Origin of the sequence: Microbacterium sp. NPDC079356 (assembly GCF_049545465.1) — a bacterium.
GTDB classification, from domain to species: Bacteria; Actinomycetota; Actinomycetes; order Actinomycetales; family Microbacteriaceae; genus Microbacterium; species Microbacterium gawkjiense.
This window is the reverse complement of the sequence record NZ_JBMWDN010000005.1, coordinates 60,738-82,303: the sequence shown is the minus strand read 5'-3', so window position 1 is coordinate 82,303 and position 21,566 is coordinate 60,738. Positions and strand designations below refer to the sequence as shown.

20 protein-coding genes are annotated in these 21,566 nt (G+C 71.7%); 6 read left to right on the top strand and 14 right to left on the bottom strand.

Features of this window, described 5'->3' with window-relative positions; all coding sequences use genetic code 11:
• Positions 1-110 precede the first annotated feature (110 nt).
• A complete protein-coding gene (locus ACPEH0_RS12015; RefSeq protein WP_366214254.1) occupies positions 111-632 on the top strand; it encodes a hypothetical protein in 522 nt (173 codons plus the stop codon).
• A 23-nt stretch (positions 633-655) separates the two neighbouring features.
• On the opposite strand, the gene ACPEH0_RS12010 is transcribed toward ACPEH0_RS12015, so the two are convergent.
• From ACPEH0_RS12010 to ACPEH0_RS12000, 3 genes are read right to left on the bottom strand one after another with little or no spacing between them, the layout of a single operon-like run.
• A complete protein-coding gene (locus tag ACPEH0_RS12010) occupies positions 656-1,603 on the bottom strand; it encodes a DNA-methyltransferase (protein WP_366214253.1) in 948 nt (315 codons plus the stop codon).
• Entirely contained in the window at positions 1,600-2,649 is a 1,050-nt protein-coding gene (locus ACPEH0_RS12005; RefSeq protein WP_311286190.1) for a biotin/lipoate A/B protein ligase family protein, read from the bottom strand. Before ACPEH0_RS12005 ends, ACPEH0_RS12010 begins: the two co-directional genes overlap by 4 nt.
• 4 nt (positions 2,650-2,653) lie before the next feature.
• Complete coding sequence (locus tag ACPEH0_RS12000; RefSeq protein WP_366214252.1) at positions 2,654-3,550, bottom strand: alpha/beta fold hydrolase; 897 nt, start codon at positions 3,548-3,550, stop codon at positions 2,654-2,656.
• 74 nt (positions 3,551-3,624) lie between these two features.
• On the opposite strand from ACPEH0_RS12000, the gene ACPEH0_RS11995 reads away from it, so the two are divergent.
• Together ACPEH0_RS11995 and ACPEH0_RS11990 are read left to right on the top strand one after the other, a co-directional pair.
• The gene (locus ACPEH0_RS11995; RefSeq protein WP_217528436.1) at positions 3,625-4,071 is read left to right on the top strand and encodes a MarR family winged helix-turn-helix transcriptional regulator; all 447 of its coding nucleotides are present in this window, start codon (positions 3,625-3,627) and stop codon (positions 4,069-4,071) included.
• Positions 4,072-4,079: 8 nt separating this feature from the next.
• Positions 4,080-5,441 carry an MFS transporter gene (locus tag ACPEH0_RS11990; protein WP_366214250.1) on the top strand — a complete coding sequence of 454 codons (1,362 nt, stop codon included), beginning with the start codon at positions 4,080-4,082 and terminating at the stop codon, positions 5,439-5,441.
• A gap of 11 nt (positions 5,442-5,452) precedes the next feature.
• Here ACPEH0_RS11990 and ACPEH0_RS11985 read toward each other — a convergent pair whose 3' ends face one another.
• A complete protein-coding gene (locus tag ACPEH0_RS11985; protein ID WP_366214249.1) occupies positions 5,453-5,581 on the bottom strand; it encodes a hypothetical protein in 129 nt (42 codons plus the stop codon).
• A 171-nt stretch (positions 5,582-5,752) separates the two neighbouring features.
• On the opposite strand from ACPEH0_RS11985, the gene ACPEH0_RS11980 reads away from it, so the two are divergent.
• The gene (locus ACPEH0_RS11980) at positions 5,753-5,890 is read left to right on the top strand and encodes a hypothetical protein (protein ID WP_311286195.1); all 138 of its coding nucleotides are present in this window, start codon (positions 5,753-5,755) and stop codon (positions 5,888-5,890) included.
• 8 nt (positions 5,891-5,898) lie between these two features.
• On the opposite strand, the gene ACPEH0_RS11975 is transcribed toward ACPEH0_RS11980, so the two are convergent.
• Genes ACPEH0_RS11975 through ddaH form a run of 5 tightly spaced genes read right to left on the bottom strand, consistent with a single transcriptional unit; the run spans position 5,899 to position 11,488 of the window.
• Positions 5,899-6,744 (bottom strand): transglutaminase family protein, encoded by an 846-nt coding sequence (locus tag ACPEH0_RS11975; RefSeq protein WP_064003371.1) that lies wholly within the window; start codon positions 6,742-6,744, stop codon positions 5,899-5,901.
• Positions 6,741-7,673: an alpha-E domain-containing protein gene (locus ACPEH0_RS11970; RefSeq protein WP_064003372.1), complete on the bottom strand. Its 933-nt coding sequence runs from the start codon at positions 7,671-7,673 to the stop codon at positions 6,741-6,743. Before ACPEH0_RS11970 ends, ACPEH0_RS11975 begins: the two co-directional genes overlap by 4 nt.
• Complete coding sequence (locus tag ACPEH0_RS11965; RefSeq protein WP_366214248.1) at positions 7,667-9,352, bottom strand: circularly permuted type 2 ATP-grasp protein; 1,686 nt, start codon at positions 9,350-9,352, stop codon at positions 7,667-7,669. The genes ACPEH0_RS11970 and ACPEH0_RS11965 overlap by 7 nt, the downstream gene beginning before the upstream one ends.
• 49 nt (positions 9,353-9,401) lie before the next feature.
• On the bottom strand, positions 9,402-10,625 hold the full coding sequence (gene rocD / locus ACPEH0_RS11960; RefSeq protein WP_217528446.1) for an ornithine--oxo-acid transaminase: 1,224 nt from the start codon (positions 10,623-10,625) through the stop codon (positions 9,402-9,404).
• A complete protein-coding gene (gene ddaH, locus ACPEH0_RS11955; protein WP_217528448.1) occupies positions 10,622-11,488 on the bottom strand; it encodes a dimethylargininase in 867 nt (288 codons plus the stop codon). Before ddaH ends, rocD begins: the two co-directional genes overlap by 4 nt.
• 165 nt (positions 11,489-11,653) lie before the next feature.
• Between ddaH and ACPEH0_RS11950 the strand changes: the two genes are divergently transcribed.
• Positions 11,654-12,403, top strand: coding sequence for a hypothetical protein (locus ACPEH0_RS11950; RefSeq protein WP_366214247.1), 750 nt, complete (start codon positions 11,654-11,656; stop codon positions 12,401-12,403).
• Positions 12,404-12,600: 197 nt separating this feature from the next.
• Here the strand turns inward: ACPEH0_RS11950 and ACPEH0_RS11945 are convergent, their stop codons facing one another.
• Both ACPEH0_RS11945 and ACPEH0_RS11940 read right to left on the bottom strand, forming a co-directional pair.
• Complete coding sequence (locus ACPEH0_RS11945; RefSeq protein WP_366214246.1) at positions 12,601-16,311, bottom strand: bifunctional proline dehydrogenase/L-glutamate gamma-semialdehyde dehydrogenase; 3,711 nt, start codon at positions 16,309-16,311, stop codon at positions 12,601-12,603.
• Between the two features lie 44 nt (positions 16,312-16,355).
• Positions 16,356-16,916, bottom strand: a complete 561-nt coding sequence (locus ACPEH0_RS11940) for an acyl-CoA thioesterase (protein WP_217528454.1) — start codon at positions 16,914-16,916, stop codon at positions 16,356-16,358.
• A gap of 132 nt (positions 16,917-17,048) precedes the next feature.
• Here ACPEH0_RS11940 and ACPEH0_RS11935 point away from each other — a divergent pair, with 132 nt between their 5' ends.
• The gene (locus ACPEH0_RS11935) at positions 17,049-17,558 is read left to right on the top strand and encodes a GNAT family N-acetyltransferase (RefSeq protein ID WP_217528456.1); all 510 of its coding nucleotides are present in this window, start codon (positions 17,049-17,051) and stop codon (positions 17,556-17,558) included.
• Positions 17,559-17,776: 218 nt separating this feature from the next.
• Here ACPEH0_RS11935 and ACPEH0_RS11930 read toward each other — a convergent pair whose 3' ends face one another.
• From ACPEH0_RS11930 to ACPEH0_RS11920, 3 genes are read right to left on the bottom strand one after another with little or no spacing between them, the layout of a single operon-like run.
• Positions 17,777-19,516, bottom strand: a complete 1,740-nt coding sequence (locus ACPEH0_RS11930; protein WP_366214245.1) for a cytochrome b/b6 domain-containing protein — start codon at positions 19,514-19,516, stop codon at positions 17,777-17,779.
• A gap of 6 nt (positions 19,517-19,522) precedes the next feature.
• The gene (locus tag ACPEH0_RS11925; RefSeq protein ID WP_366214244.1) at positions 19,523-20,512 is read right to left on the bottom strand and encodes an electron transfer flavoprotein subunit alpha/FixB family protein; all 990 of its coding nucleotides are present in this window, start codon (positions 20,510-20,512) and stop codon (positions 19,523-19,525) included.
• A 17-nt stretch (positions 20,513-20,529) separates the two neighbouring features.
• The gene (locus tag ACPEH0_RS11920; RefSeq protein ID WP_359919691.1) at positions 20,530-21,306 is read right to left on the bottom strand and encodes an electron transfer flavoprotein subunit beta/FixA family protein; all 777 of its coding nucleotides are present in this window, start codon (positions 21,304-21,306) and stop codon (positions 20,530-20,532) included.
• Positions 21,307-21,566 lie beyond the last annotated feature (260 nt).

Below are 21,566 nucleotides of genomic sequence, written 5' to 3'. Positions count from 1 at the left end.
CCGCACACGGCGTCCGGGACGGTGTTCCGTCCCGGACGCCGTGTCTCGATCCGATGGTGGAACCGGCGGACGGGTCGTGTCACGATGAGGGCACGAGCGAGGGGGTCGCGATGACGGATGCCGCAGTGCAGGAGACGTCGACGGGCAAGAGCATCGTCATCGATCACGGGATGAGGTGGCGCCTCGCCCGCGACCACCAGCGGACCAAACAGACGGGGCTGTGGGTCGGCGGCATCCTGATCCTGCTGGTCTACGGCTTCGGGCTGTTCGCGCTCAACGGGAACGTCCGCTCCCTGGTCATGGCCGCGTTCTGGGGCCTGCTGATCGCGATCGGCTTCGTCGCGATCCGCCACCTGGGCACGCAGAAGCTCACCGCCGTCATCGAGGGGCTCTACCCCGCCGGCGACCGACTGACCGTCGCCGTCACCGAGTCCGGGCTGACCGTGACCACGTCAGCCACGAGCCTGACGGTCGCGGCATCCGCTCTGTGGCGCATCTCGACGGGGCCGCACTCGGTCAGGGTGCGGGTCCACGGACTGACCGGGCCGGCCATCATCCTGCCGCGCGAACTGCTGGACGACGCCGACATCGCGCGGCTGCGCGCGATGGCACCCCGCATCCGTCGGGGCTGACGCGCCGGGGTCGAGGCACCGGATCAGCCGACGACGACCGCCTCGGGCAGGCGGGTGCGCATGACGGCGAGCGCGTCGGCGCTGTGGTCGACGAGGACGGCGTCGCGGCCGAGCGCGTCGGCGACGGCGCCCGTCGTCCCCGAGCCCGCGAACAGGTCGAGCACGCGGTCGCCCGGACGGCTCGACGCCTGCACGATCCGCCGCAGGATCCCCTCGGGCTTCTGCGTCGGGTAGCCCGTCTTCTCGCGGCCCGACGTGGGGACGATCGTGTGCCACCAGACGTCCGTCGGCAGCTTGCCGCGCGCCGCCTTCTCGGGGGTCACGAGGCCCGGAGCCATGTAGGGCTCTCGGTCGACGGCATCCGAGTCGAAGAAGTAGGCGGACGGGTCCTTCACGTAGACGAGGATCGTGTCGTGCTTGCTCGGCCAGCGCTTGCGGGACTTCGCACCGTAGTCGTAGGCCCAGATCAGCTCGTTGAGGAAGCAGTCCCGGCCGAAGACGGCGTCGAGCATGACCTTCGCGTAGTGGGCCTCGCGGTAGTCGAGGTGCAGGTACAGCGTGCCGTCGTCCTGCAGCAGCCGCCACGCCTCGCGCAGCCGCGGCTCGAGGAAGCCCCAGTAGTCGTCGAACCGGTCGTCGTACAGCCGCAGCGCGCCGCGCGTGCGGGCGTAGGACGTGCCGCGGAACCCGCCCTTGACGGGGCCTGCCGGCGGGGCGGGGGCGTCCGGGTCGGGCACGAGGTGTTCGGTGTTCAGTCCCGACGAGGATGCGTCGACCGCGGTTTTCCGGGAATCCGGGGATGCCGGGGCGGCGGCATCCGCTGCGGATTGAATACGGAACGCGGACTCGATCGCCCGCTCCTGGGTCCGGCCGGTGTTGAACGGCGGGTCGAGGTAGACGAGCGCGAAGGAGGCGTCCGGCAGGCGCCGAGCGACCTCGAGGTTGTCGCCGAGATGGATCTCGACGGTCACGGGACGCGGCGCAGCCAGGCGTCCGTCGAGAACTTCGACTCGACGAGCGCCTCGGCCTCGGCGTACTCCTCCTCGGAGATCGAGCCCGGCTTCGCGCCGTACAGCGACGTGAACGTCTCCTTGAAGCGCTCGATGATCTCGGCGCGCGGCAGCCCGGTCTGGCTGCGCAGCGGGTCGACGCGCTTCGCGGCAGACGCCGTGCCCTTGTCCGAGAGCTTCTCGCGACCGATGCGCAGGACCTCGGTCAGGACCTGGCCGTCCATGTCGTAGCTGAGAGTCGCGTGGTGGAGCACTCCCCCGTTGGCGAGGCGCTTCTGCGCCGCACCGCCGATCTTGCCCTTCGACGAGGCGATGTCGTTGAGCGGCTGGTAGGTCGCGTCGATGCCGAGCGAGCGCAGCGCGTGCAGCACCCAGTCGTCGAGGAACGCGTACGAGTCCGCGAAGGTCATCCCCGCGACGAGGGATGCCGGCACGTACAGCGAATACGTGACGATCGAGTTCGCGGCCATGAGCATGGCCCCGCCGCCGGAGATGCGGCGGACGACCTGGAAACCGTGCTTCGCGGCCCCCTCGGGGTCGACCTCGTTGCGGTACGACTGGAACGAGCCGATGACGACGGCGGACTCGTCCCATTCCCAGATGCGCAGGGTCGGCGTGCGGCGCCCGTCGCCGACGCGCGTCGTGAGCACCTCGTCGAGGGCGAGGTTCATCGCCGGCGAGACCGCCTTCTCGTGGACGACCTCCCACTCGAACTCGTTCCAGCCGGGGGCGACGATGAGCGCGCGGCGCACCGCGGTGGCGACCGACTCGGGCGTGAAGCCGAGCAGCTGCGCACCCTCGGGCAGCGCGCCGCGGACGGCGGCGGCGATCGTCGCGACGTCCGCCTCGACGGGGAGCCCCGTGACCGCCGCGTCGATGTCGGCGAGCGCGTCGTCGGGCTCGAGGAAGAAGTCGCCCGCCAGGTGGAAGTCCGCGATGCGGCCGTCGGCCACCTCGAGATCGACCACGACGAGCTTGCCGCCAGGGACCTTGTACTCGCCGTGCATGGTCCTATTCTCCCGTCTCCGCAGCGGCGTCGGCGCCGGAAGCGGATGCCGCGTCGCGCCGCGCGATGCGCGCGTCCAGCCACGCGAGCAGGTCGGCGCGCGCCTCGGCGGCGCAGTGCTCGTTGAAGATCTCGTGCCGCGCGTCGGGGTAGACGAGGGTCGTGACGTCGGTGAGTCCCGACCGGCTGCGGTAGGCGTCGGCGAGGCGGTGCACGCTCCGCGGGCCGCCGACGGGATCGTCACGCCCGACCATGAGGAGGACGGGCAGATCGACCCCGAGGTCGCGCTTCGGCTTGCCGAGGAGACGCACGGTGTCGGCCGGGCCGAACAGCGTCGGCAGCGGGACCATCGTCGTGAGCGGGTCGTCGAGGAACGCGCGGCCGACCGCGGCATCCGTCGACAGCCACTCGACACCCGTCGCGTCGGCACCCGCCCAGCGCTTGTTGAGGGGCGCGGCGTTGAGGGCGCCCGGCCACAGGAGCGACGACCCGGAGAGCACCAGCGCGTCGTAGGCGCCCGGGTCGGCGTTCACGAGCTTCTGCGCGAGGAACGACCCCCACGAGTGCCCGAGGAGCACGAGCGGCAGGTCGGGGTGGCGACCCCGGGTGATGCCGGTGAACTGCCGGCACGCGGCGATCGCGGCGCGCAGACCCCCCGGCCCCAGGCGGCCGAGACGGGAGTGGTCGCCGTCGTGCTGGCGCAGCCCGGTGCGGCCGTGGCCGCGGTGGTCGTCGGCGTAGACGGTGAACCCGTCGGCGGTGAGCGCGGCGATGAGGGCGGCGTAGCGGCCGGCGTGCTCGCCGACGCCGTGCAGCAATTGGACGACGCCCCTCGGCGTTCCCTCGGCGGGGTGGACGTCGTAGACGATCGCGATGCCGTGTGCATCGATGAACTCGGGCATGGCTCGAATCCTAGGGCCGATCGGATGCCACGCTCCGAGCCGTTAGCCAGACTAATGAGCTATGCTAATGAAACATGAGCGACGCGACCGGTGATCAGACCCAGGACCTCGCTCACGCGGCATCCGATTTCCGCATGGCGACCTTCCGGCTCGCGCGGCGCCTGCGCTCGCAGCGCGCGGTCGACACGATGAGCGACGGCCAGTTCGCCGTGCTCGCGGCGCTCAGGGTGCACGGTCCGCACACGCTCGGCGAGCTCGCGGAGCGCGAGCGGGTGTCGGCGCCCTCGATGAACCGCACCGTCAACTGCCTCGAGGAACTCGGCTACCTGAGCAGAACGCCCGACGAGAACGATCGCCGCAAGGTGATCATCGAACTCACCGACAGCGGACGGGAGGTCGTCGTCGAGACGGTCCGGCGGCGCGACTCCTGGCTGGAGCACGCCTTCGAGGACCTGACCGCGACCCAGCGCGCGACCCTGGTGAAGGCCGCCGCGATCATGCAGGAGGTGGCCGAGCGATGAGTTCCGCGATGTTCCGCTCCTTCTCCGTCTTCAACTACCGCGTCTGGTTCATCGGCGCGCTCGTGTCGAACGTGGGCGCGTGGATGCAGGCGACGGCGCTCAGCTGGGTCGTGCTGACGCAGCTCACCGACAACGACGCGACCGCCATGGGTGTCACGATGGCGCTGCAGTTCGCGCCACCCCTGCTGCTCGTGGGCGTGACCGGGCTCGTCGCCGACCGCTTCGACCGCCGCAAGCTGCTCTTCGTGACCCAGGGCTCGCTCATGGTGCTCGGGCTCACGATCGGCGTGCTGCTCCTGCTCGGCGCGATGAACCTGTGGACGATGTACGCCTTCGCCTTCGCGCTCGGCGTCGTCGCCGCGTTCGACAACCCGACCCGGCAGGCCTTCGTCTCCGACCTCGTGGCGCGCGAGAACGCCTCGAACGCGGTCGCCTTGAACGCAGCATCCTTCAACACCGCCCGCATGATCGGACCCGCCGTCGCCGGTCTCGTCATCGTCGCCGTCGGCACCGGCTGGGTGTTCCTCATCAACGCGCTGACGTTCCTCGCGATGCTCGTGGCCCTCCTGCTCATCCGCCCCGCGGAGCTCGCCCCGCGACCGAAGCTGCGCAGCGCCGCGCGGATGGCCGACGGGCTGCGCTACGTCGGCGGCCGACCCGACCTGGTCGTCACGTTCATCATGGTGTTCCTGCTCGGCGCGTTCGGCATGAACTTCCCCATCCTCGCCTCGACCATGGCTCTCGAGTTCGGCCAGAACGCCGACGGCTACGGCGTGCTCAGCTCGATCCTCGCGATCGGGTCGCTCGCCGGCGCCCTGCTCGCGGCGCGACGCGACCGCGCCCGGCTGCGCCTGGTCATCGGCGGACTCGGGCTGTTCGCGATCGCCTCGGTGCTCTCGGCCGCGATGCCCGTCTACGTCGCCTACGCCGCGACCCTCATGTTCATCGGGTTCGCGACGGTGACGACCCTCACCACGGCGAACGGTTACGTGCAGACGACGACCGAGCCGGCCCTGCGCGGACGCGTGCTCGCGCTCTACATGGCGATCCTCATGGGCGGCACCCCGTTCGGCGCCCCCATCGTCGGCTGGGTGGCCGACGCGTTCGGACCGCGCGCCGCGATCCTGCTCGGCGCCGCGGCGGCGCTCGTCGCCTTCTGCGTCGGCGGCGGCTGGCTGCTGCTCTCGGGACGCCTGCACCGCCACGAGACGCGCCGATTCGCGATGACGATCGACGAGACCCGTCCGATCAGCGTCGTCTCGCCCGAGGAGTTCAGCGACGAGGTCGCCGCGACGACGCCGATCCGACTCCCCGAGGACGGCGACGTCGTCCCCGGGCGAGCGGATGCCGCGGCCCGACGCGGACGCTGAGGTCGGGCGCGTCAACCCGCGTGAAGGTGGTGCACGAGCACGACGATCGTCGCGCAGACACCGAGCAACAGCACGAACGCGGCGAGGGCGGCGAGGAGCGCACGACGACGATCGCGACGGTCGTCCCCGGGCCGTGGCACCCGCCGCCGGCACCCTAGGTTGACGTGCGGGGGAACCGACGTGCCAGGCTTCGACTCGTCGGCTCGGGACCCAGCGACTTCGGGGGAAGTCCGGGCCCCGACTCCCCCACCACTCCGTGGGCACTGTCAAGGGGTCGGATGCCGCCGGTCGCCGCGCGTACCGTCGCGGCCATGAGCGACGCATCCCCCACTCCCGAGCAGGACGACCCGACCGGCGGCGACGAGACGACCGAACAGCAGCTCGACGCCGACAACGCCGTCGAGCAGGACACCCTCAAGACGCTCGACCCCGACGACTCCCCGGCCTGACCCGGCGGTCAGGCCTCGCGGGTGATGAGCACCCGAACCTCGAGACGGCTCTTGAACGGTCCGGCGTAGACGCCGCGCAGCGGCGGCACGTCGTTGTAGTCGCGCCCGCGTCCCACCGTGACGTGTCGGTCGCCGATCTCGGCGTCGTTGGTCGGGTCGAAACCGTGCCACGAGCCGGCGTACCACTCGATCCAGGCGTGCGACTCGCCGACCACCGGCACACCCACCTCGGCAGTGGGGTTGGGGTGCAGGTACCCCGAGACGTACCGGGCCGGGATGCCGACCGAGCGCAGCGCGCCGAGCGCGATGTGCGCCATGTCCTGGCACACGCCCTTGCGCTCCGCCCACGCCTCCGCACCGGTGGACTGCACCTCGGTCGCGCCGGGCACGTACTCGACGGCCTCGCCGATGGCCGTCGCGATGGCGAGCGCCGCGTGCGACGGGTTCTCGTGCTGGGCCGCGATGCCCGACGCGAGCGCCGCGACCTCGGGATGCGGATCGGTGCGGCGCGTCTGCGACAGCATCTCGACCGTGCCGATCGACCGCTGCGCGTCGCGCGAGAGGGCCTCCCACGACATGTCGGGGTGCGTGAGGGGCCGCGCGCGCACCTCGACGAGCGAGCGCGCCGTGATGTGCAGCGCCGAGTGCTTCGCCAGCACGTCGAACGCCGCGACCCGCGTGCCGAAGTAGTCGACGTAGTAGTTCACGTTCGTCGAGGGCTCGATGTCCAGCTGCGAGCTGAGGACGAACTGGCTGTCGCTCGTCGTCGGCAGCATCCGCGCCTCGTTGTACGACGCCCCGACCTCGCCCGGGTAGTCGAAGCCCGTCGTGTGCTCGATACGCAGCCGCTTCATGAGGTCTCTCCGATCCAGCTGGGTTCGGCCTGGGTGGGGAAGAAGCGCCCGCGAATCGCCTCGGACGCCTCCCGCGTGACCGATTGGACGCTCTGCATGTGGGCGGGGAGCTCGGCGAGGACCTCCTCGATCGGCCGGTACTCCAGCTCGTTGCGCATGCGACCGAGCGCGCGCAGCACCGAGTTGGAGTGCCCGACGCGGTCGGCGACAGGGTCGATCGCGCTCATGCACTGCTCGGCGGTGCGGATGGAGTGGATGATCGAGCGCGGGAACAACCGGTCGAGCAGCAGGAACTCGGCCGCGTTCTGCGAGCTCGGCATGCCGCGGTAGGTGCGCAGGTACGCCTCGTAGGCCCCGCACGAGCGCAGGATGGTGGTCCAGGACGGACCGGATGCCTCGGTCAGCGACCGCGTCGCCAGCATCCGCGCCGTCATGTCGGTGCGCTCGATGGCCCGACCGAGGGTGAAGAACTGCCAGGCCTCGTCGTGGCTCGTGGAGCTGTCGGTCACGCCGACGGCGAGCGCGGCCCGTTCGCGCACCCACTGGAAGAACTCGTGCGTCTTCTCGTCGTTGAGCCGTCGCGGCATCCGCGAGTACGTTGTGTTCAGCGTCTCCCAGAGCTCGGTCGAGACGATCTCGCGGGCGCGCCGGGCGTTCTCGCGCGCCGCCTGCAGGCAGTAGGCGATCGACGACGGGTTGGTGCGGTCGACGGCGAGGTTCGTCAGCACGGCGGCGCGCGTCACGGGCTGATCACCGGCGGGGGTCACCGTGCCCATGACGCCCATGAGCGAGCGGCACGCGGTGTCCTCGTCGATCCACGGGTCCTCGAGCAGGAGCTGCAGGTGGACGTCGAGGATGCGGGCGGTGCCGTCGGAGCGCTCGATGTAGCGCCCGATCCAGAACAGGCTCTCGGCGATGCGGCTCAGCATCCGTCCTCACCTCCCGCGGTCTCGCGTCCCTGCTGCTGCTGCTCCTGCTGCTCGGCCGTCGCGCGGGGCCGGTCCTGCGGCGAGTGGTCCGGCTCGTCCTGGGCGTCGTAGATGATCGGGATGGCGGAGGTCGCCGTCGCCTGCTCGGCGACGAGGCCGGCGAGGGACTGCGACTGCCCGTACTCGCCGCGGTTCGGCGCGTCGCCGCCGACGATCCACGTGTCCTTCGACCCGCCGCCCTGGCTGGAGTTGACGACGAGCTGCCCCTCGGGCAGCGCGACGCGGGTGAGCCCGCCGGGGAGCACCCAGACCTCGTCGCCGTTGTTGACGGCGAACGGTCGCAGGTCCGCGTGGCGCGGCCGCATCCCGTCGTCGACCAGGGTCGGGATCGTCGAGAGCATGACGACCGGCTGCGCGATCCAGCCGCGGGGGTCGGCGAGGAGCTTCGAGCGCAGGGCGTCGAGCTCGGCGGGGCTCGCGTCGGGGCCGACGACGAGGCCCTTTCCGCCCGAGCCGTCGACGGGCTTCACGACGAGCTCGTCGAGTCGGTCGAGCACCTCTTCGAGGGCGCCCGGGTCCTCAAGCCGCCACGTGTCGACGTTCTTGAGGATGGGCTCCTCGGCGAGGTAGTACCGGATGAGATCGGGCACGTACGTGTACAGCAGCTTGTCGTCGGCGACGCCGTTGCCGACCGCGTTCGCGATCGTGACGTTGCCCAGGCGCGCGGCCAGCATGAGCCCCGGGGCGCCGAGCATCGAGTCGGCGCGGAACTGCAGCGGATCGAGGAAGTCGTCGTCGACGCGGCGGTAGATGACGTCGACCCGGCGCGGACCGCGCGTGGTGCGCATGAAGACCTTGCCGCCCTGGCAGACGAGGTCGCGCCCCTCGACGAGTTCGACGCCCATGAGGCGGGCGAGGAGTGTGTGCTCGAAGTACGCGGAGTTGTAGACACCGGGGGTGAGGACGACGACGTTCGGATCGTCGACACCCGGAGGCGCGGAGTTGCGGAGCGCCTGCAGCAGCTTGTTCGGGTAGTCGCCGACGGGACGCACCCGCATCGAGACGAACAGCTCGGGCAGCGTCTGCGCCATGACCCGTCGGTTGGAGATGACGTAGCTCACGCCCGAGGGCACTCGCACGTTGTCCTCGAGCACGCGCATCTCGCCGTGCTCGTCGCGGATGAGGTCGATGCCGGCGACCTGGATGCGGACGCCATTGGCGGAGCGGATGCCGGCCGCCTGCCGGTAGAAGTACTGCGACGACGCGATCAGCTTCGCCGGCAGCACGCCGTCGCGGACGACGTGCTGGTGGCCGTACGCGTCGTCGAGGAACGCCTCGAGCGCACGGACGCGCTGCTGCACGCCCTTCTCGATGCGCGACCACTCGTCGTAGGCGATGACCCGGGGCACGGCATCCAGCGGAAACGGTCGTTCCTCGCCCGCGAAGTCGAACGTGACGCCCTGTGCGAGGTACGAGCTCGCGAGCGATTCGGTGCGCCCCCGCAGCTCTTCCTGCGTCATCTGCGCGAGGGCCTGGTAGAGCTCGCGGTAGGTCGGACGCGACTGCGCCGCCTCGCCGGGATGCGCCACCTCGGCGAACATCTCGTCGAACGCGGGGACGCCGGAAGGGGTCTTGCGCGGCGCCAGCGTGGAGCCGTATCCGTCGAAGAGGTCACCCATGCGACGAGCCTAATCCGGGCGGTGTTGCCGGAGTGTTTCGCCCCGCGGGTCAGCCTTCGAGGGCGAGGCGCAACTGCTCGACGGCCCAGTCGATCTCGGTGGCGCGGATGACCAGCGGCGGCGCCATGCGGATGGTCTGCCCGTGCGTGTCCTTGACGAGGACTCCCCGCGCGAGCAGCCGCTCGGCGACCTCGCGGCCGGTGCCGACGGCCGGGTCGATGTCGACGCCCGCCCAGAGGCCCGCGACGCGGATCGCGGTGACACCCGACCCGAGGAGAGGTTCGAGCCGCGCACGCAGGTGGTCGCCGAGCGACAGTGCTCGCTTCTGCAGGTCGCCGGTGCGGAGCAGGTCGACGACGGCGAGACCCACGGCCGCCGCGAGCGGGTTGCCGCCGAAGGTCGAGCCGTGCTCGCCGGGGTGGATGACGCCCAGCACGTCTCGATCGCCCACGACGGCGGACACGGGGAGGATGCCGCCGCCCAGCGCCTTGCCGAGCAGGTACAGATCGGGGACGACACCCTCGCGCTCGCACGCGAACGTGGTGCCGACCCGCCCGAGGCCGGACTGGATCTCATCGGCGATGAACAGCACGTTCGCCGCGGTGCACGCCTCGCGGACGGCGCGGAGGTATCCGTCCGGCGGGATCACGACGCCCGCCTCGCCCTGGATCGGCTCGATGAGGACGGCGGCGGTGTTCTCGTCGATCGCGGCGGTGAGGGCCGCGGCATCCCCGTAGGGCACGATCTCGAACCCGGGCGCGAACGGCCCGAAGCCGTCGCGGGCCTGCGGGTCGTCGCTGAAACCCACGATGGTCGTCGTGCGGCCGTGGAAGTTGCCGGCCGCGACGACGATCTTCGCCGCCCCGTCGGGCACCCCCTTCACGCGGTACGCCCACGCCCGCGCCACCTTGATGCCGGTCTCGACGGCTTCGGCGCCCGTGTTCATCGGGAGGACCATGTCCTTGCCGGCGAGGGCGGCGAGCGCGTCGGCGAAGGCGCCGAGGCGGTCGTTGTGGAACGCCCGGCTGGTGAGGGTCAGTCGCCCGAGCTGCTCCGTCGCCGCGGCGACGAGGGCGGGATGCCGGTGCCCGAAGTTCAGGGCCGAGTACGCCGACAGCAGGTCGAGGTAGCGCCGCCCCTCGACGTCGGTGACCCACGACCCCTCACCCTCGGCGACCACGACGGGCAGGGGGTGGTAGTTGTGCGCCACGTGGGCTTCTTCGCCCGCGATCAGATCTGCGGACGGGGTCGTCTGGGGCCGGACGTCGGTCATCGCGCACCTCCGCGCAGTTCGAGCGTGCAGCACTTGATGCCGCCGCCGCCGAGCAGGAGCTCGGACAGATCGATGGGGACGGGGATGTAGCCGCGCTCCTCGAGCTGCGCGGCGAAGCCGGTGGCGCGGGGCGAGACGAAGACATGGAGGCCGTCGCTGGCCGCGTTCAGCCCGAAGACGGCACCGTCGGCATCCGACACGTGGATGGCGTCGGGGTAGCGCTCGGCGAGCACCCGCTGCGACGCCTCGTCGAACGCGGACGGCAGGTAGGCGATGTTCGCCCGCTCGACTCCCGTGGGGCCCTCGACGGGATCCAGGACGGTGATGGCCGTGTCGAGGTGGTAGAACCGCGGATCAACGAGGCGCAGTGACACCACCTCGCGCCCGAAGACCTCGGCGAGTTCGCGGTGACTGTCCCCGACCGAACGGAATCCGGTGCCGGCGAGGATCGTGTCGCCGACGAGCAGGAAGTCACCCTCGCCCTCCTGCACCTCGACGGGCTCGACGACCTCGAAGCCGTGGGCGGCGAACCAGTCCATGAAGGGCCGCTCCTCGCCGCGACGCTCGTCGACGCGGAAGCGGACGCCCAACGCGCGGCCGTCGACGATGAATCCGCCGTTCGCGGTGTAGACCATGTCGGGCAGCCCCGGCACCGGGTCGATGAGCTCGACCCCGTGCCCGAGCGCGACGTAGGCGTCGTGCAGCGCCTGCCACTGCCGCACGGCCTTCGCGGTGTCGGTGGGGTTCGCCGGATCCATCCAGGGGTTGATCCGGTACGACACCGTGAAGTGCTCGGGGCGGCACATGAGGTAACGGCGGCGCTGGGCGGTGCGCACCGGCGCGGTCTCGTGCTGCGTCGTCATTCTCGCTCCTCGTTCCCGGGGCGGCGGACGCTGTCCAGAGGCCCGACGGAGCTTGCAGAAGCCGACGAATCGGGCACGCCGGGACCCATCATGCCAGGTCGACCCGCACGGACGGCGGTGGACAGGCGGCACGGATGCATGCCGATGAATGACAGGATGCAGAGCATGGCCAGACGCACGGGTGCGCAGACGAAAGCCCTGCTGCTGCGCACCGGCATGCAGATGCTCCTCGAGCGCGGGGTGAGCGCCGGCGTCCAGCACATCCGGCTGCAGGACGTGCTGCGTCGCGCGGGCCTCACGACCGGTGCGGCGTACCGGCTCTGGAGCGACCAGGCCGACTACCACCGCGAGCTCGCCGTGGCGATGATGCGGATGCGGGTGGCCGGACCGGCCGACGCGATGCGTGCCCAGGTCGAGGAGCTCATCGGCGAAGAGGTCACCGGCGAGGAGATCATCCGCCAGGCGGCCCGGCAGCACGTCCTCGCCGCGGAGCTGTCCACCGAGGACCCGACCGACCTGCTCGAGGCGCAGTCGTTCCGGGTGGCTTTGGCGCTGCGGACGGCTGCGGACACCTGGCCGGAGCTCACCGAGGCCAGCCACGAGCGTCACCGCGAGTCCATCCGGGCCTTCACCGAGCTCTACCAGTACCTCATCGACGCCTACGGGATGCGCATGCGCGAGGGGCTGACGATCGACGACTTCGCCGAGGCGATGGCGGCGATGGCAGAGGGCTTCGCCATCCGGTCCCTCGAACGGATCCCGCACCCGACGTTCCGTCTGTCGGGCGCGGACGGCACACCGACCGGCGAGTGGACGCTGCTGGGGCTCACGGTGCGCGCGCTCGTCGACTCGTTCATGGTGCCGCGGGAGGACGCCGACCCCGACACCTCCGCCCGTCGTCCGCACTACTCCTGAGCCGCCGGGACGAAAGATGCCCCGGGCCGAGGACGCCAGGTCCTCGATCCGGGGCGACACTCCCCCCAGAGTGTTCTCGTGCGCCTCCCCCAGAAGCGCACGAGGACAGTCAACAGGGTGGACGGACGCCGCACCAGAAAGATAAGTTGTTTTCTTCTTCGGGTGGATAAACTCTTCGTCGGCCGCCCCGCCCGGTCTCAGATGACGGCTTCGCTCCACCGATCGGGGTTGCCGAAACGGTGCGCCGTGATCGTGATCGACTGCTCGCGCAGGAACGGGAGCAGTTCGATCCGCCCGGCCTGCGTGACCTCGTCGGCGTAGACGGCCAGATCCGGATCTCCCGAGATCGCCGCGGCGAGCGCAGTGCGCACCTCGCCCGCCTGCGCCGGCGGCCCCACCAGGCGCACCCGGTCGGCCCGCGCGGGGACGCCCTCGGCGCGGGGCGCCGCCATCCGCGCGATCCAGTCCTCGTCCGATTCGACGAACACCGCCACCTCGAGCGCGCCGAGCGCCTGTCGCACGGTGGCGGGCAGTCCCGCGGGCGTGCTGACGGTGAACGTCGAGCGGGCGCGGACGGCGGCGATGATGGCGCGCACGAGGGTCTGCGGCGCGGCATCCGTCGTCGATCGGATCTCGACGCTCGCCGGACGGTAGCGGAAGAGATTGCGCTCGACGCCCAGGTGCGAGACGTCGACGACCTTGCCGAAGGTGCGGTCCCACGCGACGGCGTCGGACAACGCCGCACGGCGCAGCCACTCGAACGCCTCGTAGCCCAGGGCGGGCTGGGCCGCCTCGATGACGTCGGCGATCGACGAGTCGAGCCCCTTGAGGTGCAGCGTCGACGACCCCGCTACCCCCGCGGTCGGCCGCCAGGACCCGAGTCCGACGAGGTGATTCGGACCGCCGGCCTTCGCGCCACCGCCGACGGAGGACCGCTTCCAGCCGCCGAACGGCTGACGCTGCACGATCGCGCCCGTCGTGCCGCGGTTGACGTAGAGGTTGCCCGCTTCGACCCGGTCGAGCCACACGGCGAGGTCGTCGGGGTTCTGCGTGTAGAGCCCCGCGGTGAGGCCGTAGTCGACCGCGTTCTGCAGCTCGATCGCGTGCTCGAGCGACCGCGCGTGCATGACCCCCAGGACGGGGCCGAAGAACTCCTCGAGGTGCACTCGCGAGCCCGGCTTCACACCGGTGCGGATGCCGGGGGTCCAGAGCCGTCCGCCGTAGCGCTGGTGCGGCAGTTCGCGCGGCTCGACGAGCCACTCCTCGTCCTCGTCGAGGGTCGTCAGCGCCCAGGCGAGCTTGCCGGTCGGGGCCTCGACGAGGGGGCCGACCTCGGTCAGCGGGTCCTCGGGCGCGCCCACGCGGAGCGAGGTCGCGGCATCCACCAACTGACGGCGGAACCGCTGCGACCGGGCGACCGGACCGACGAGGATCGCGAGCGAGGCGGCGGAGCATTTCTGTCCCGCGTGGCCGAACGCCGAACGGACGAGATCGGATGCCGCCAGGTCGAGGTCGGCCGAGGGCATCACGATCATGGCGTTCTTGCCGCTCGTCTCGGCTTGCAGGGCGAGGTCCGGACGCCACGAGCGGAACAGCGCCGCGGTCTCGAAGGACCCCGTGAGGATGACGCGGTCCACCGACGGGTGGGTGATGAGCTGCGCGCCGAGGCCGCCTTCGTCGAGATCGACGAGGGCGAGGATGTCGCGGCCGACGGCGGCGCCGTCCAGAGCCTCCCAGATCGCTTCGGCCACCACCGCCGCGCAGCGGCGCGCCTGGGGTGCGGGCTTGAAGACGACACCCGAGCCCGCCGCGAGGGCGGCGAGCGCGCCGCCGGCGGGGATCGCGACCGGGAAGTTCCACGGCGGTGTGACGACCGTCACCCGGTCGGGGACGAAGACGGCACCGCTCACCCGATCGAGCTCGCGCGCGGTCGCAGCGTAGTAGCGGGCGAAATCGACGGCTTCGCTCACCTCGACATCGGCCTCTGCGAGTGTCTTGCCGGTCTCGGATGCCGCGACCTCGATCAACTCGGCGCGGCGCCGTTCGAGCGCGCTCGCCGCACGGAGGAGGACCTCGGCGCGATCGGCGGCGGGCAGCGAGCCCCACGCGCCCGCCGCCGAACCCACGCGGCCGAGCAGGGCCTCGAGCTCGGACTCGGTGCCGATGCGGGCTGCGGCGATCGCGGCATCCCCCGCCGTCGACGACGGGACACGGCCGAGGATCTCGCGCGCCCACGCGCGGTTCGCGGGGAGGGCGGGGTCGGTGTCGGCGGCGTTGCGGAAACCGGGGGCGCCCGCGGCGGCGGCGCTCTCGCGCGGCGAGAAGACGGCGGTCTCGACGAACGCGTCGCCGGCGAACCCACCGGGCAGGCCGGCCGGCTGCGTCTCGTCGGGGTCCGCCGGGCGCGCGTCCTTCGCGGCGATGCCGAGGACGACCTGCGTGAGGGCGGCGTCGTCGGAGGGCGCGAGGGCCGCGGCATCCGTCGTCACCGTCACCTCGTCGGCGGCTGCCGCCGTGCGGTCCTGGCGGCGCCGGGGTCCGGTCACCAGCGTGCGGTCGGCGGCGCGGTCGATGGATGCCGCGAACCGGTCGCGCTCGCGCACGAACATGGCCCGGTCGTAGGCGAGGTCGAACGCGGCGGAGAGGAAGTTCTCGCTCGAGGCGTTCTCCTCGAGCCGGCGGACGAGGTAGCTGATCGCGACGTCGAACTCGTCGGGCCGCACGACGGGGACGTAGAGCAGCACGTGCCCGACCTCGCGGGCGACGGCCTGCACCTGGCCCTGCGCCATGCCGAGGAGCATCTCGACCTCGACGTCGCGCTGCACCCCGCGCTCGCCGGCGAGCAGCCACGCGTACGCGATGTGGAAGAGGTTGTGTCCGGCGACGCCGATCCGCACCGCCTCGGTGTTCTCCGGGCGCAGCGCCTCGTCGAGGCAGCGCACGTAGTTCGCGTCGGTGTCGAGCTTGGAGTCGTAGGGGGCGGTGGGCCAGTCGTGCATGACCGCGTCGACGTGCTCCATCGCGAGGTTCGCGCCCTTGACGAGGCGGATCTTGATGCGGGCGCCGCCGGCCGCGACGCGCTCGCGCGCCCACGCGGTGAGCGTTCGGAGGGCGGGGAGGGCGTCGGGTAGGTAGGCCTGCAGCACGATGCCCGCCTCGAGGCCCTTCAGGCGCGGGTCGTCCAGCACCCGCATGAACACGGCCATCGTCAGGTCCAGGTCGCGGTACTCCTCCATGTCGAGGTTGAGGAACGTGCCGTCCTCGGCCGCCGACAGGTAGAGGGGGCGCAGCCGCTCGACGACGCGATCCACGATCTCGTCGAACGCCCACATCGAGAGGTGGCTCGCGATCGCCGAGACCTTCACCGAGACGTAGTCGACGTCGTCGCGCCGGACGAGCTCGTGGATCCCCTCGAGGCGTCGGAGGGCCTCGGCCTCGCCGAGCACCGCCTCGCCGAGGAGGTTGAGGTTGAGCCGCGCCCCCGACTCGCGCAGGGTCTGCAGAGCGGGACCGAGCTTGTCGGGCCGGGCGTCGACGATGAGGTGAGCGACCATCTCGCGCAGCACGCGGCGGGCGATGGGGACGACGGGCGTCGGGAGGACGGGGGCGACGACGCCGCCCGTCCGCACGGCTGCCCGGAGGTACCAGGGCAGGAAGGCGGGGGCGAGCGGCGCGACACGCTGCAGGTTGGTGGCCGCGGCGGTGAGGGACTCCGGTCGCATCACCCCGTCGACGAAGCCGAGGGTGAACGGCAGGCCGTTCGGGTCCTTCAACACCCCCGCGAGACGCTCGGCCGACGGGTCGACGGTGACCTCGGCGGATTCGGCGACCCAGCGCTCTGCGAGGGTGATGGCCCGCTCGGCGAGGTCGGAGGAGGGCGCTTGTGGCGCGACAGAGCTGTCCGACATGACGCTCAGCCTATGCGCGCCTCCGGCCGCCGGGGCGGGACACGCTAGGGCCAGATACTGGGCGCCTCGGCACGGGTCGAGGGAAGAGCGGATGCCGCGGCCCAGTCGTGGATCCACTGCGGGATCTCGGGCAGGGTGTCGGGCCGGTGGAGCGCGTCGAACAGCTCCTCGAGCGGCACGATGCCGCCGGTCTTGCGGAGGAACCGGACACGCAGGACCATCTCGGCGTAGATCTCACCGTCGACGACGGCGCGGTGCATCTGAAAGACCGACTTGTCGTCGTGGCCGATGATCCGCGTCTCGACCGTGAAGCGCTGCCACAGCTGCAGGGATTTGCGGAACGTGACCGTCTCGCTCGCGACGACGCCGTACCAGCCGCGCTCGTCCATCGTCTGCCAGATGCCGGTGCGGGTGAGCAGGTCGAACCGGCCGAGGTCGAACAGCGAGGCGTAGCGACCGTTGTTCATGTGGCCGAGCAGGTCGATGTCGGTCGGCAGGGTCCGCAGCCGGATCCGGCCCACCGCGTCGGGCGGGAGGGGCCCGCGGCGGCGGTACAGCACCCGCGCGCGCATCAGGGTCAGCAGGGTCCGCCACCACACGTTCACGAGCGGCGAGCCTAGTCATGGTCACACGTACAGTGCGGCATCCGTTGTCGCTCTCCGACAGTCGACGGGCCGTGCGCGCGGGGGCGACCCTGTCGATTTCACGATCCGTCGGGCCGTGCGTAGAGTCTGGCCATGGACCCCGAACTCCAGACCGACATCGTCGTCCGTCCCGTTCGCGATGTGGATGCCGAAGCCCTCGGTCGCGTGCATGCGACGTGCTGGCACGAGACCTACGACCACCTCATCAGCAAGGCCGCGCTCGAGAACGTGTCGGCCCGCCGCCTCGCCGAGTTGTGGACGCACTGGGCCCAGCAGGGTCCCGATTTCCGCATGGTCGCCGCTCTCGTCGGCGGCGAGATCGTGGGATTCGCCGGGTCCGGCCCCGCCCGCGACCGCGACGCGCCCCGCAACCGCGAGCTCTACTTCATCTACCTGCTCGACGCGTGGCACGGCACCGGCATCGGCCAGCGCCTGTTCGACGCCGTCGTCCCCGACGATGAGACCGAGCTGTACCTGTGGGTCGCCGAGGACAACCCCCGCGCCCACCGCTTCTACACCCGCAACGGGTTCGCCCTCGACGGAGCGAGCCACACCGAACCCTTCCTCGGCGAGACGCTGACGGAGGTCCGCTTCGTGCGCTGACGCACGCTCGGAGACTCGACGGCGCGGCATCCCGTTTCGGATGCCGCGCCGTCGGCTGTTGCGGGGGGGGGTGAGGGTCGGGGGCCGTGACGTCCCCGGGGGGTGGCCTGACGTCTGCACGATCGCCGGGGCTGGGGTGAACTCGCGCGCCGGTTCCGGGCCACACGCGCACCTCGCGTCGTGCATCCGTCACCGGTGCGACGCCGCGCGGCGCGGGCTCAGCGGCTCTTGACCTCGCCGAACAGGCGGGCGATCGGGGCGACGACGAGCGGGCGCATCGCGACGTAGGCCGCGACGATGACCGCGATCGACAGGGCGAAGAGCCAGAAGCCGGTCCAGTTGTCGGCGTAGGCGTCCGGATCGGTCGATCCCTGCGCCGCGTACATGTGGTTCAGGTTGCGCAGCGCCCCGGTCGAGAGCACCAGCAGAACATGGACGGCGATGAAGGCGACGAAGTAGAGCATCGTCGGGAAGTGCAGCTTGCGAGCCCACTCGACGGGGTAGACGCGGTTCAGCGTCGCCGCCTGCTTCGGCCACATCGCACTCATCCGGTATCCGGTGAGCGCGGCGACGGGTGCGGCGATGAAGATCGTCGTGAAGTAGGCGAGCTGCTGCAGCGCGTTGTAGTTGACCCACCCGTTCTCGGTCGGCCAGTCGAGGGAGACGTACTGCAGGGCGGCGGACAGCGCGTTCGGGAACACCTCCCACGACGTCGGGATCACCCGCATCCACTGACCGGTCGCGAAGAGCAGGACGACGAAGATCAGGCCGTTGGCCAGCCACAGGATGTCGAGGGCCTGGTGCAGCCAGAGCGTGAGGCTCATGCGGCGCTTGCGGTCCTTCTTGGAGATCCACATGGCGGCCGGGCGCTTCTCTGAGCGGACCTGCAGGCCGGTGCGGATGATCAGCACCATGAAGAACGCGTTGAGGAAGTGCGACCAATTCAGCCAGGCGGGGAAGCCGACGGGCGCGCCCTCGGGCAGGTGGTACTCGCCGGGGTAAGTGGCGAGGAAGTCCTGCAGCGGCTCGAGGCTGAGGATCCAGCGCACCGCGAGCACCGCCATCGCCGCGGCGTACAGGATCGCACCTCCCCCGAGGACGACGACTCCCGCCCACTGCGCCTTCGTGAACGGACCGATGCGCGCGGGTTCCGGCCGGGGCGCGGGACGGCGGGCGACGCCCGCGTGCGCGAGCGGCCGCTCGGCGAGCGGGGGGCGCGGGGCGTCGGGGGTGGGCTCCGGCTCGGGCGCCGGCGCTGGCTCGGGTGCGGGGGCGGGGGCGGGGGCCGGGGCGCGCTCCAAAAACGCCGAGACTGCAGGCTCGCGCCGAGACTGCGGCGCGAGATCGCTGTCTCGGCCGCCACGTGCAGTCTCGCGGAAAGAGGGCGGGGCGGGCGTGGTCTCGGCGGGAGGCCAGGCGTCGCCGCCGACGGCGCGCGGAAGGCCGCGGCGGACCGCGCCGGTCGCGGGGACGGATGCGGCGACGGGCGCGCTCTCGGGGGTCGCCGGCCGCGGGTCGTCGGCGGGGTGGGGCGCTGATGCCGCCGCGGATGCGGTTGCGTCCGAGTCCGGGCGACGCTCGGCCTGTGCTGCGCTTTCGGCCGGCGCCGGGCCGGTGGATGCGGGGGGCCAGGGCTCGCCGCCGGGGGTTCGCGGCAGTCCGCGTCGTGTCGCGGTCGCGGGGGTCGAGGCGTGGTGCGAGGCGACCGCATCCTCCGTTGTCGTCGACCCGGAAGCCCGTGTCGCGGACTCAGCCGACGCTGTCGTCGCGGAGTCGGCGCGCGGCGCCACCTCGTCGGGGACCGAAGCCGTGCCCGCATCGGCGAGCTGAGCCGCGGCTGCATCGGCGACCGGTGCCGCGGCTGCGTCGGCGACCGGAGCCGACCCGGCGGGCGGCCAGGGGTCGCCGCCGGAGACGCGCGGGAGCCCCCGACGCACGGAACGCGCGTATGTCGCCATCCGCTCCTACTTCTTCCCCGCCTCGAGCGCCGCGATCAGCTGCGGCACGACGGTGAACAGGTCCCCGACGACACCGAAGTCGGCGATGTCGAAGATCGGTGCGTCTCCATCTTTGTTCACCGCGACGATCGTCTTCGCCGTCTGCATGCCCGCCTTGTGCTGGATGGCGCCCGAGATGCCGAGAGCGACATACAGCTGCGGCGACACCGAGACACCGGTCTGACCGACCTGGTACGAGTAGGGGACGTAGCCCGCGTCGACCGCGGCGCGCGAAGCTCCGACCGCTGCGCCGAGCACGTCGGCGAGCTGCTCGACGAGGGCGAACTGCTCCGCCGAGCCGAGGCCGCGTCCGCCCGAGACGACCTTCGCGGCGCCGCGCAGCTCGGGACGGCTCGAGACGGCGACCGCCTCGTCGAATCCGGTGATGGTCGCGGCGGGAGCGCCCGAGGCGGCGACCTCGAGGGGCGCGACGGCCGGCGCGTCGACCGCGGTGCCCCGGGCGTCGACGGATCCCTGGCGCAGGGTGACGACGAGCGGGCCGTAGGTCGCGGCGGCGGTCACGTTGTAGGCGCCGCCGTAGACGGAGTGGTGCGCGAGCACGCCCTCGTCGTCGCGCGAGACGCCGACGGCGTCGGCGCAGAGGGCGGCCGAGGTGCGCGCCGCGAGGCGGCCCGCGACATCCCGACCCTCGATCGAGTGCGACACGAGGATCGCGTCGGGCTGCACGAGAGCGGATGCCGCGGCCACCGCGTCGACGACGGGCACGGTCAGTGCCGTGTCGGCGCCGCCGAGGCCCGCGGTGAGCACGGTGGTCGCGCCGAGGGCGCCGGCTGCGGAGGCCAGGTCGCCGTGGCGGGACTCGTCGGCGACGATCACGGCGACGGGGGTGCCGATCGAGGCGGCGGCGCCGAGGAGTCCGGCCGCCGAGGCGGCGAGGTCGCCGGCGGGGGTCACGTCGAGCCAGACGAGGACGGAGTCGGGGGCGAAGTCGGTCACGGTGGTCTCCTCGGTGCTCACGCCAGGCGGTTCTCGATGAGGAACGCCGCGAGCTTCTCGCCGGCATCCCCCTCGTCGATGATCTTCGTGCCTGCCTGGCGGGGCGGCTTCTGCGCGACGGCGGTCATGATCGACTGCGGAGCGGATGCCGGGTCGACGTCGACGTCGAGATCGGCGAGGGAGAGGGTCTCGAAGGGCTTCTTCTTCGCCGCCATGATGCCCTTGAAGTTGGCGAAGCGGGCGTCGGGGAGTGCTTCGGTGATCGAAATGACGGCGGGGAGCGCAGCCGTGACCGAGGCGGTGCCGAAGTCGGTGGCGCGGGTGCCGCTGACGGCGTCGGCGGAGATCTCGACGGCCGAGAGGGCGGTCGCCTGGGGCACACCGAGGTGCTCGGCGAGCATCGCCGGCAGGACGCCCCCGGAGCCGTCGGTCGACAGGTTGCCGGTGATGACGAGGTCGAATCCGGTGCGGCGGAGTGCGGCGGCGAGGACCCGCGCGGTCACGCCGAGGTCGGCGCCGCGCAGGGCGTCGTCGGTGATCTGGACGGCGGAGTGAGCCCCCATCGCGAGACCCTTGCGAAGGGAGGCGGCCGCGGCATCCGATGCCATCGTCATCACGACGACCTCCGTGCCCTCGTTCGCCTCGGAGTAGGTCAGCGCAGCCTCGAGGGCGCGCTCGCCGATCTCGTCGAGGACGCGCTCGGACGCGTCGCGCGCGGCGAGCCCCGTCTCGAGGTCGAGCGTGCGATCACCCCAGGTGTCCGGCACTTCTTTCAGCAGGACGACGATCTTCATTGACTCCTCCTCGGCATCGTGTCGAGTCTACGGTCGGGGCCGGGGTGGATGCCGCGCGCGGGGCGCGGTGCGGTGGGCGCGAGGGGGTGGGCGGGGGGCGGTGGGCGCGGGGCGCGGTGCGGTGGGCGCGGGGGCGCGGTGCGGCGGGATGGGCGCGGGGGCGCGGCGGGGTGGGCGCGAATTCGGAGATGTGCGTCGGATTCGGATCAGGTGCGAGGTGTCGATCCGAATCTGGCGACACTCTCCGATTCCGGTCGGGG

Bases quoted from the DNA above. Each gene is read 5' to 3' on its own strand.
- ACPEH0_RS11995 (WP_217528436.1), top strand. From the start codon at position 3,625: ATGAGCGACGCGACCGGTGATCAGACCCAGGACCTCGCTCACGCGGCA.
- ACPEH0_RS11975 (WP_064003371.1), bottom strand. From the start codon at position 6,744: ATGAAGCGGCTGCGTATCGAGCACACGACGGGCTTCGACTACCCGGGC.
- ACPEH0_RS12015 (WP_366214254.1), top strand. From the start codon at position 111: ATGACGGATGCCGCAGTGCAGGAGACGTCGACGGGCAAGAGCATCGTC.
- ACPEH0_RS12000 (WP_366214252.1), bottom strand. From the start codon at position 3,550: ATGCCCGAGTTCATCGATGCACACGGCATCGCGATCGTCTACGACGTC.
- ACPEH0_RS11965 (WP_366214248.1), bottom strand. From the start codon at position 9,352: ATGGGTGACCTCTTCGACGGATACGGCTCCACGCTGGCGCCGCGCAAG.
- ACPEH0_RS11990 (WP_366214250.1), top strand. From the start codon at position 4,080: ATGTTCCGCTCCTTCTCCGTCTTCAACTACCGCGTCTGGTTCATCGGC.
- ACPEH0_RS11945 (WP_366214246.1), bottom strand. From the start codon at position 16,311: ATGTCGGACAGCTCTGTCGCGCCACAAGCGCCCTCCTCCGACCTCGCC.
- ACPEH0_RS11920 (WP_359919691.1), bottom strand. From the start codon at position 21,306: ATGAAGATCGTCGTCCTGCTGAAAGAAGTGCCGGACACCTGGGGTGAT.
- ACPEH0_RS11935 (WP_217528456.1), top strand. From the start codon at position 17,049: ATGGACCCCGAACTCCAGACCGACATCGTCGTCCGTCCCGTTCGCGAT.
- ACPEH0_RS11980 (WP_311286195.1), top strand. From the start codon at position 5,753: ATGAGCGACGCATCCCCCACTCCCGAGCAGGACGACCCGACCGGCGGC.
- ACPEH0_RS11970 (WP_064003372.1), bottom strand. From the start codon at position 7,673: ATGCTGAGCCGCATCGCCGAGAGCCTGTTCTGGATCGGGCGCTACATC.
- ddaH (WP_217528448.1), bottom strand. From the start codon at position 11,488: ATGACGACGCAGCACGAGACCGCGCCGGTGCGCACCGCCCAGCGCCGC.
- rocD (WP_217528446.1), bottom strand. From the start codon at position 10,625: ATGACCGACGTCCGGCCCCAGACGACCCCGTCCGCAGATCTGATCGCG.
- ACPEH0_RS11930 (WP_366214245.1), bottom strand. From the start codon at position 19,516: ATGGCGACATACGCGCGTTCCGTGCGTCGGGGGCTCCCGCGCGTCTCC.
- ACPEH0_RS12005 (WP_311286190.1), bottom strand. From the start codon at position 2,649: ATGCACGGCGAGTACAAGGTCCCTGGCGGCAAGCTCGTCGTGGTCGAT.
- ACPEH0_RS11950 (WP_366214247.1), top strand. From the start codon at position 11,654: ATGGCCAGACGCACGGGTGCGCAGACGAAAGCCCTGCTGCTGCGCACC.